The sequence below is a fragment of the Paenisporosarcina sp. P4_E4_2 genome, assembly GCF_056401595.1.
The window spans coordinates 1-8,737 of record NZ_JBFUJC010000116.1 but is presented as its reverse complement, the minus strand read 5'-3'; the positions used below and the strand labels follow the sequence as shown (position 1 = coordinate 8,737).

The window sequence follows — 8,737 nt, the reverse complement described above, 5'->3', positions numbered from 1 at the left end:
GGGCATGTTTGCGCTTAGCTGGCTAAACAGAAATTTGTTCGGATTTTATATGGTTACTGAAAATAGACAGCGTTTTGATCGTGTCACTTGTTGGTAGTAACCCTCCAACCAATAAATCCATATCAATAATCTTTCAGCTCGATCCCGTTAGCAGCTTTGGCTATCATTTTTGAAATCATCTTAAATTGTACGATCATAATCGGGGGTATGTGCAACATTAAATTGCGTAAAAAGATTTTGAAGTTTGATTTTTCAATCATACTCCCGGCAGCCATTAGTCCTATTTTTTGATTTTTCTCAACAAACTTTCTCATTTTTTGTTCGTAGGCTACAAATGCACGGGCGAAATCACCATCTGCAGCTTTAAGTTCACCAGCTAATACATAAGCCCCGACAAGCGCCAGGCTAGATCCTTGACCTGATAGAGGAGATGGACCATACGCCGCATCACCTACCAATGTAATCCGCCCTTTTGACCATGTCGGCATGTGAATCTGGCAAACCTCGTCAAAATAAAAGTCTGTCGCATCTTTCATGGTTTTGAGTAGATGCGAGGTTTCCCAACCTGAATCGCCTAAGAAGACATTTTCTACTAGTTTCTTWTGAGATTCTGTATCATTGCGGTCGTACTTCAATGCCTCTGATTGGAACAAGAACATACCCCTTGCTTCGGTATTGTCACGAGCGCTATACATACCTACAGTTTTGCCTGGTATCGTATATAACAGTTGGCGATGGTCGAGGTTGAGGTAATTCTCGAGAGTGAAAATCGAGATATAACAGCCAAGCGTCCGTTTAAACTGTGCTTCATCTCCAAAAGTTAAGGTGCGAACATTAGAATGAAGCCCGTCTGCACCGACGACAAGGTCAAATGTCTGTGGCTTGCCATGAATAAATTGAACTTCTACACCAGCTCCAGTCTCATTTATAGCGGTAATCGAATCGCCCCAAATGTAATCAACAGTATCCTTGGTTAAATCGTACAAAATGTTACTTAGATCGTCTCGCATGACTTCGATGTCCAGACCATGCTGGTTCCCCATACTTGCTTCGCTTATTTGACCTTGTATCTTGCAATTGCTGTTCACAAAGTAAACACCAGTCATGTTCGTGTCAGCTGCACGAACTTGATCGAGTATACCCATCCCCTTAAGCACGGAAATGGCTGCACCACGGATATCAACCCCGAATCCACCCGCGCGCAATGCTGGAGCACGTTCAATTACAGTCACGTTGAATCCATGACGATGAAGCCAGTAAGCGAGTGCCGGACCGGCAATGCTTGCACCAGAAATAAGAACGCGCATCGTTTGTTTCATTATTGCCTACTCACTCCTATCCTAATTAAAGTCTTAACATACCCACAGTATATTTATGGACGATTTCACTTATTTAGGACAATAAAATAATAGGAATTTAATTTTAAAAGCTGAGACTAATGTTCAACTATCCTGCCCCGTTAGTTGAACAAGTTCATTCTTTTTTCGCTTTTCTATATTCACTCCTTGATGTAATGAATAGGAGTGACATACTTATCATTAAATATAATGGTTCCATATCGAGAACATCTTTTATTAAAAAATTACCCACAAAAGAAGAGCATCCACTAGGCTCTTACCTCGACCGGACTATACCAGATAGTCGTGCCGACTTGGTTAGACACGCAATTAAAAAAAGAGCTAGCAAAAATACCGCTAACTCTCGTATTGATCAATAAATGGCCTAATTACAATCTTTGAATCAACCAATAAAATGCCAGCACAAAAATAAGGCAAGACGTTGAGATCATCATTTTACGATACCATGGGAACCTTCGCAGCCATAGCAAGAAGGGAAGTAATAGGCATAGGAACATGATCTGGCCCGCTTCCACACCTAAATTAAACGTCAGGAGTGAGCCAATCAGATTGCTCTTTGGAAGTCCCGTTTCGGCCAAAGCCCCGGCGAAGCCCATGCCGTGAATCAGGCCAAATAAGGCCGTCAATAGCCACCGCCATTTCGCCTTTTGAACAAACATATTTTCTACTGCCACATAACAGATCGTCAGGGCAATCAAGGCTTCGACCCAATGCGAACTGACCTGAATACGSTCGGTGGCCACCAAGATTAGTGTTATGCTGTGGCCGATTGTAAAAGCAGTAACAATTTTCAACGCATCCTTGAAGCGAGATGCGATTAATACTAAGGATAACAAAAACAGCAAATGATCGTACCCGGTCAAAATGTGTTCGATTCCAAGTACAAAGTATTTCCATAGGACGGATCCAGTTTCAGGCTGGGGTTGGTCCTGGGGTTGGTCTTGGGGATAGTCCTGGGGAAGGTTGATCAGAATATCTCTATTAGTGCTATCAATCATATCCTGCTGAAAATATTCCCCTGCATGGACCATGAGTACACTCGTATGAGCAGGCGCATCGTCAAACACCAGATCGTAATGAAGATTAAATTGTTCAATTTCTTCATCGGCGATAAACGTCAGTTGAATTTCCATGCCTCTTACGGCACCCTTTTGCGCCATGTTCATCGAAACTAATTCCATCGTTAAGGGCTTCGAATCCGCATCTATGCGAAGACCTTTCTGTAGATAGGATTCGATTTTTTGCGAGGCCAGTTCATCGTTCACCAGATTATCCAAGTCAGTACCGAATTGTGGAAACAAGTCTGTTTGTTCAATAAAAAGATCATAGAGAATCTCGTTCCCTTCAATGTTTAAATCCGAGTAATTCATATTTATGGAATGCGCAAGCGAAGTTGTGGCAGTTCCAAAAAATAATAAGATGATAAACAATGACAGGAATGAACGTCGAATCATAATGGGACCTCATTTCATAGAAAGTGGAGAGAAAAGATTTACTTTTCTCTCCTTATTATCTGGTGCTATTGCAAAATTTTATTGGCGATCCAAACTAAATCTGCAAAATTAATCTTGTCGTTATGATTGATATCTGCATCTTTAACCATGTGCCAATCCTCACTTGTAATGGTCTTTCCTTAATTCACCGTGTCCAGCGTTCAATAAATCCTCTTAAAGTTAGAAGCTAATTCTTTACAGTTTCTGTTTCAAGGACGCTAATCTCCGCGGCCGCTGCCCAGCCGTTAACACCCGCCGTTGCTTCGAGCTTGACATATGATGCATCTGTCGGATCAAAAGTTGCTACTTTCTCCGCATTGTCGTTTGCCCAAGTTCCGCTTGCAACTTTAGTAAAGGTCACTCCATCTGTACTTACATATACGTTATATCCTGTAATATTTCCGTTGCTGCCTGATGGCCTTGGTAAATACGCGACCTTATCGATTGGGTAAGTTCCTCCAAGATTTAAGGTGATCGATTGAGGGAGAACATCAGATTTATCCCACTTTGTATGCCAAAAAGTTTGTGAATTTCCGTCAATCGCCATGGATGCTGAATTATTTTCACCAATCGTTTCCTGACTTGTCGCCGTTGCCGTCATTTCAGACTGAGTGATCTTATTAACCGTTACTTTAATGCTTGTTGTCAAAGGGACGTTATTGGGATTTTTCACCCCAGTTGGCAAAGTTACAGTTCCATTGACAGCGAAGGTTTGTGCAGTCTTTACAGTGGGATCATAGTTTGAAGCATCTACATTCCATGTCACATTGGCTTCTCCCCTGCCTGCATCAGTATCCAAGGATACTGTCTTTGGCACTCCAAGGGCGTCCGCTGTCTTCGCCGTTCCGATTGTCAACCCTGTTATGTCAGCAGGCGCAGTGATGCTGTTTAAATTAACACTTTGAGCCTCAATGTCAATGTCCTGCGACGAACGGTTATACATGGAATCGTCGGCAAATACCCTGAGTATATATGGAGTAGTCGGCGACAAATCTGTAAACTTATACTGTCTGTGTTCATCGAATGGTTTGTCTAGCGGCAGTGAAAGGCTGTTAAACGATTTGTCCACTTTCCCGGTGAGCTTGTTGATAAGCTGAATATTGTATTCCAAAACGCGCACATTGTCATTTGCTTGCTTTATTGTAAAAGCAAGTTCGTTGTTTTTGTAGGAATCGACCGTAATACCCTCTTCAAACTGCGGAGCTATGAGTTCTCTTATATCGCTCCTGCTATAGGTAAAGGCCTCTTTGCCTTCGCCAACGACTTTTACAGAAGGTATGCCTACATATTCATCTGTACTTAAGTTATACTGTTTGATGATCATTTTTGAATCGTAAACCTCTACGAAATTCACGATGCGAGGTGTGGTTTTATAGTTAATATACGAGCCTTCTATATATCCGCCGTACGGACCGTTATCAATATAACTGGAATATGAACTCGCACCACTGTCGAGATACGTAGCCGCACCTTGATAGTGAGAACGTTCGTCGGTCGGGTCGTATTGCGTATGACCTGACATATATACCACCTGCGAAAAATTATTGTTGGCAATATATTTACCTACATTATTACTTGCCGCGCTGCTCCAAGCCGATCCCCACACAGTTCCGCTTATAGGGTAGTGAGAAGATACAAATATGGGTTTGGTTGGATCGTAATCCTCTTCTTTTCTAATTTGGTCGAGGAAATTGGTGGCTTTTCCCACCGTTTTTTCGTTGTTATAATTTCCGTCAAAACCTACAAAATTATATCCTTTTACCTTTACCCTATAAGAATCGTTAAAGAAATTGTTATCGTATGAATTCGTTGACTCGTTCCACGCGCCCGCCGAACCGACAGGAATAAATTGTTCGGCTCCGCCCATATCATGGTTGCCTCTTACCATATAAAACTTCGTATTTTTTAACAAACCCTCATTTGTAAGTTTAGTATGAATGTCTGTCAGATTTTTCATCCATACATATTCATTGGCATTGTTACCGCCGGTAACGTCGCCAGGAATAAAAAGTACGTCGGCCTGTGGGAATAGTCTCAGTTCTGTTCTGTAGCCTTTTTCAATTTGCGCTATTTTTGCGGGATTAGAACTGATTTCCGGGTCGCTGTCTATAATCATATTTAAACCGGCAGGAGTTAATGTTTTATTGCTTTTTTGATAGATGAATAGGGCGTTGTTTAGTTCACGTTCGTAATAATTAATGGTTTCCTGTGTATATAATTTTACTTTTTTCGTTGTTGCAACCGAAGTTGCCGTATTCAAAACCTTTTTCAAATGATCAAAATCGGTTTGGCTGAAGCCGTTGCCGAGACCGTCTGCTATTAGTGTACTTGCTTCTGATATTGTGTCGTTAAGTGCGTTCATATCTACTTTGTTTACAGCGTAACTATTATAATTAGCTTGGACTACATCACTGCTAAATGCACCTTTCCAAACATTCAGATCAGCTATATCGAATGAATTATCGCCATGTTTGCCCAATCCGTCGCTACCTATATTTAATGGGTTCGATGTATCTAAAGTTCCGATCCCCAGCGAAGTTTCAGTCATTTTGTAACCATCAATATACAACGATCCGAGCATTTTATCTCTGTCTACAACAAATGTCACGTAACGCCAATCGGAAGCATTAAACGTGTCGCGCCCAAATTTTACTGATGTGGTCGGGAATCCTAAATTCATATTGACCGAATTGGCTGATGAATAAATCGCCCATCCTTCATTAGAGCTCTTAGTAAAATCTTTGTTTGATAATATTACCTGATTATTGTTAGTGTCACCCTTATACCAGAAGGATGTTGTATAACTGTCATTACCAAAATTCAAGCTATGCGTTGTACCGACATAATTGCCGTCTCCGCTTTCTAAGTGCAGAGCTTTGGTCCCGGGTAATACACCGTCTACATAACTATAATTTCCTTTCCCTTCCAATTTCTCTTGATTTGCATCGTCCTTTAAATTATTATCGAATTTCATCGATGCAATAAGGGGATTGGCATTTAATACTGCGTTCGTGGGCAATGAAGTTTTTCTGTCACCATTTGATGGTAAACCAACTACAACGCGCAATTTTTTACCAATATCATTTAACGTTACGGTGTAGCTTTTGGATGTACCACCCGATTTCACATTAATATATTGATCGCTTATACGTGATTCCTGTACTTGCCATTGAAATGTTAGATTTTTGCTCATTGAACCATGATCCATGACTGCATCGGCGGTGATCGTTTGACCGTAAACCGGCTGCATATTGTCGATTTTGACGATATTGGCGTCCGATGCGTCTGTGGTGGTCGATAACATAACGAATATCATCGTTAATACGAGGGTAATGGATAAAATTCTTTTCATTACAGAAAACCTCCATATTTTAAGTATTTTAAGAGTCTGTTCAAAAATCTTGTAAAATTGAGTAAAAAACAAAACCGTAGCGAAACTTTGATGCGGAACTCATTGATTATATCGATCATGTCGACGACTCCATTGTGATGGAGAAAGTCGCCCCTCTTTACAAGGATGGTGGGCATCCTCAGATCGATCGGGATGAGAGGAAATTTTTCGTCACGGAAATCCCCCTTTCGTTTCCAATATTGGAACCTTGATTTTCTCCTTCTACTGTTCTCATTAAACTGAAACGATGCTTTAATCCTGGTACGCCGATATTTTGAAACCTCCCAGAATAGGGGGAATACATAGACGCCAACTCAAAACAGCATAAAATATAATACACTCACACAAATTACCTATGTATAAAAAAATAATACACAATTATTATTGATTTTCTGTAAATATCTTGTAAATTATTATTGTTTTTATGAAAAATTAGACAAAAACACATAAATAGCTGCTGGTGGATTTTATTTTCCTGGCTGCAAAAAATAAAAGATTTACTTAGCTACTTGATTGAGGAGAGAAGCTGAATTGAGATAAACTGAGTTTAAAAAACTCATAAAAAAAAGGAAAGTAGACGGCTACTTTTCCTTCAAATTAATCTTATTCACAATTACAATACCTTCTTTTTTATATTTCTTCAGTTTGACCCCTTCGTCCGAATTAGAAGAGGAAATGAAAAAAGTCCTCTCCATTAAAGGAGCCTGTTCCAATTTATCTCTGACTTAAAAGTCATTTGAAACATATCTTATTAGAAAAGCATGTTCGAAAGGTGACAAGATTTGGAGAGTCAATTAAATTCATTTATTTACGGATTGCAACCTAGAACCCCCAAACAAGCTGCGGAATTATGGATATTGGGTGTAGAAAATCGAAGTGGTGCTGTTCAATATGCTGTGCTATCACCATCTCTTCAAAAACTTACACAGAAACAGTTCGAAGAAAAAGGTTGGGTGACTGGACAATCAAGTCCGTGGGTTGCTAACGTTCATTTTGTAAAAGTAAATAAAATAAGTGATACAAAGTTACAATATACAATTTCATATGATTTACTAACTTCATATGAAAATTTCGGCAGAGGACATAAGCTTATTACTGTAGAAATGAATCCAGAGCCCTATAGAACAAACTGGTTTATTACTAAAATAATAACAACTTATTTTCAAAATGAAGGGGTTACTCCCGCCGAAACGGTAAGTAAATAAAGGTAAATTACAAGTATATTATTCGTTAAACAGATGATGAATTGCTTCTTTACTTTTATTTAAAGTAAGGTAATAGATTCCCAATGTATGTTCCAACAAATTTTTTTCATAACGATCCAACTCATTCCTATGAGCTTGACAGCTCTTTAAAATGTCTTTTCCTTTTTCCACATCCCCTTTTATTAAGAAATAGCGTGCTACTAGGATGCGATAAAAATGATGTGCTTCTGATATATGGACAAAAGTGTTGTCTTCGATTTCTTGTTTGAGAAGTTCTATATCTGCCATCTGTTGTTTGACCATTACTTCAAGCCATTCATTCAGCTTCTTTTTCAATCTATCATATTGTTCTAATTCTTTTTGTAAATCGATGTTAAGTCGCTCACAAATAAGATTGATAATTTCTTTTGAACATTGGGTTAGTCCACGTTCAATTTTACTTACATGAGTGACAGAACAAATCCCTTTTCCCAGTTGTGCTTGAGTCAAACCAGCTCGTTCACGATACAGTTTAATAATTTTAATCCTTCATCCATGTACCATCAACCTCCTTTATTCTTATTTACATGTAACATTTTTAGAAGAAATAGATATATCAGATGTCAGTTTTTCACATAAGGGCTAGAAAGCTAGGAGGAACAATACTTTAATCCGACTAACCCATTTGGAAAACTAGTATTTGGGATAATTAATATGAAGAAAATGCTCTATCAATATATTATTTGTAAGAAGAAGTAAGTTTTAGAGGCGCTTTTATCTAGTGAAAATAATTATTTTWCATAATTTAATTAAAATTTCATAAGTAAATCCCTATTTATTCCTAACTAATTACCCCCATTTACTTCCTATTAGGCGAATAATACAATTATATTGAAATATTCTTAATTTTAACACTATTAAAAAATTGAGAAGTAAGTATTTTTTGTTTCATTGAAAAAAAGGGGGAAGGGTAAAAAATGAGAAGAAAATTTCCGYACAAGGTATTTGCAACGACGACTTTGGCTGCGATGTTGTTAACGACAACAGTGTTTGCGGAAGGGCCACAGAATAATTCGGTTTCCTCTCCAAATATAGAGGAGATTGCGAAGCAAGGACTGCAAATTTTCCAAGATGAACAAAACCAAGCTGCTGAAGAAGCAGCTGATAGGCTTGGATACAAGAATTTGAAAAAAGACGGCTTAGCTAAACCGTATAAGCCGGATGAAAAGGTGCGCTTGATTGTGGAGATAGAGCAGCCGATAATATTGGAAAAATCTTTCCAAAACAAAAAGACGAAGTATAAACAAAAAC

At 38.9% G+C, this 8,737-nt stretch carries 6 protein-coding genes; 2 read left to right on the top strand and 4 right to left on the bottom strand.

Annotation, left to right across the window (positions count from 1 at the left end; all coding sequences use genetic code 11):
• Nucleotides 1–122: 122 nt before the first annotated feature.
• The 3 genes from AC1DSB_RS09965 to AC1DSB_RS09955 form a co-directional block, all read right to left on the bottom strand.
• The gene (locus tag AC1DSB_RS09965) at nucleotides 123–1,319 is read right to left on the bottom strand and encodes an FAD-dependent monooxygenase (RefSeq protein WP_477586631.1); all 1,197 of its coding nucleotides are present in this window, start codon (nucleotides 1,317–1,319) and stop codon (nucleotides 123–125) included.
• 407 nt (nucleotides 1,320–1,726) lie between these two features.
• Nucleotides 1,727–2,812 carry a HupE/UreJ family protein gene (locus tag AC1DSB_RS09960; protein ID WP_477586629.1) on the bottom strand — a complete coding sequence of 362 codons (1,086 nt, stop codon included), beginning with the start codon at nucleotides 2,810–2,812 and terminating at the stop codon, nucleotides 1,727–1,729.
• A gap of 226 nt (nucleotides 2,813–3,038) precedes the next feature.
• Nucleotides 3,039–6,203: a discoidin domain-containing protein gene (locus AC1DSB_RS09955; RefSeq protein ID WP_477531435.1), complete on the bottom strand. Its 3,165-nt coding sequence runs from the start codon at nucleotides 6,201–6,203 to the stop codon at nucleotides 3,039–3,041.
• An 821-nt stretch (nucleotides 6,204–7,024) separates the two neighbouring features.
• On the opposite strand from AC1DSB_RS09955, the gene AC1DSB_RS09950 reads away from it, so the two are divergent.
• Complete coding sequence (locus AC1DSB_RS09950; RefSeq protein WP_477531436.1) at nucleotides 7,025–7,447, top strand: hypothetical protein; 423 nt, start codon at nucleotides 7,025–7,027, stop codon at nucleotides 7,445–7,447.
• An 18-nt stretch (nucleotides 7,448–7,465) separates the two neighbouring features.
• On the opposite strand, the gene AC1DSB_RS09945 is transcribed toward AC1DSB_RS09950, so the two are convergent.
• Complete coding sequence (locus AC1DSB_RS09945; protein WP_477531437.1) at nucleotides 7,466–7,936, bottom strand: helix-turn-helix domain-containing protein; 471 nt, start codon at nucleotides 7,934–7,936, stop codon at nucleotides 7,466–7,468.
• 467 nt (nucleotides 7,937–8,403) lie between these two features.
• Between AC1DSB_RS09945 and AC1DSB_RS09940 the strand changes: the two genes are divergently transcribed.
• Nucleotides 8,404–8,737, top strand: a 334-nt coding sequence (locus AC1DSB_RS09940; RefSeq protein WP_477586627.1) for a hypothetical protein, incomplete at its 3' end; no start/stop codon positions are given.

Excerpts from the sequence above, each read along its gene's own strand:
- AC1DSB_RS09955 (WP_477531435.1), bottom strand. The coding sequence starts at position 6,203 with ATGAAAAGAATTTTATCCATTACCCTCGTATTAACGATGATATTCGTT.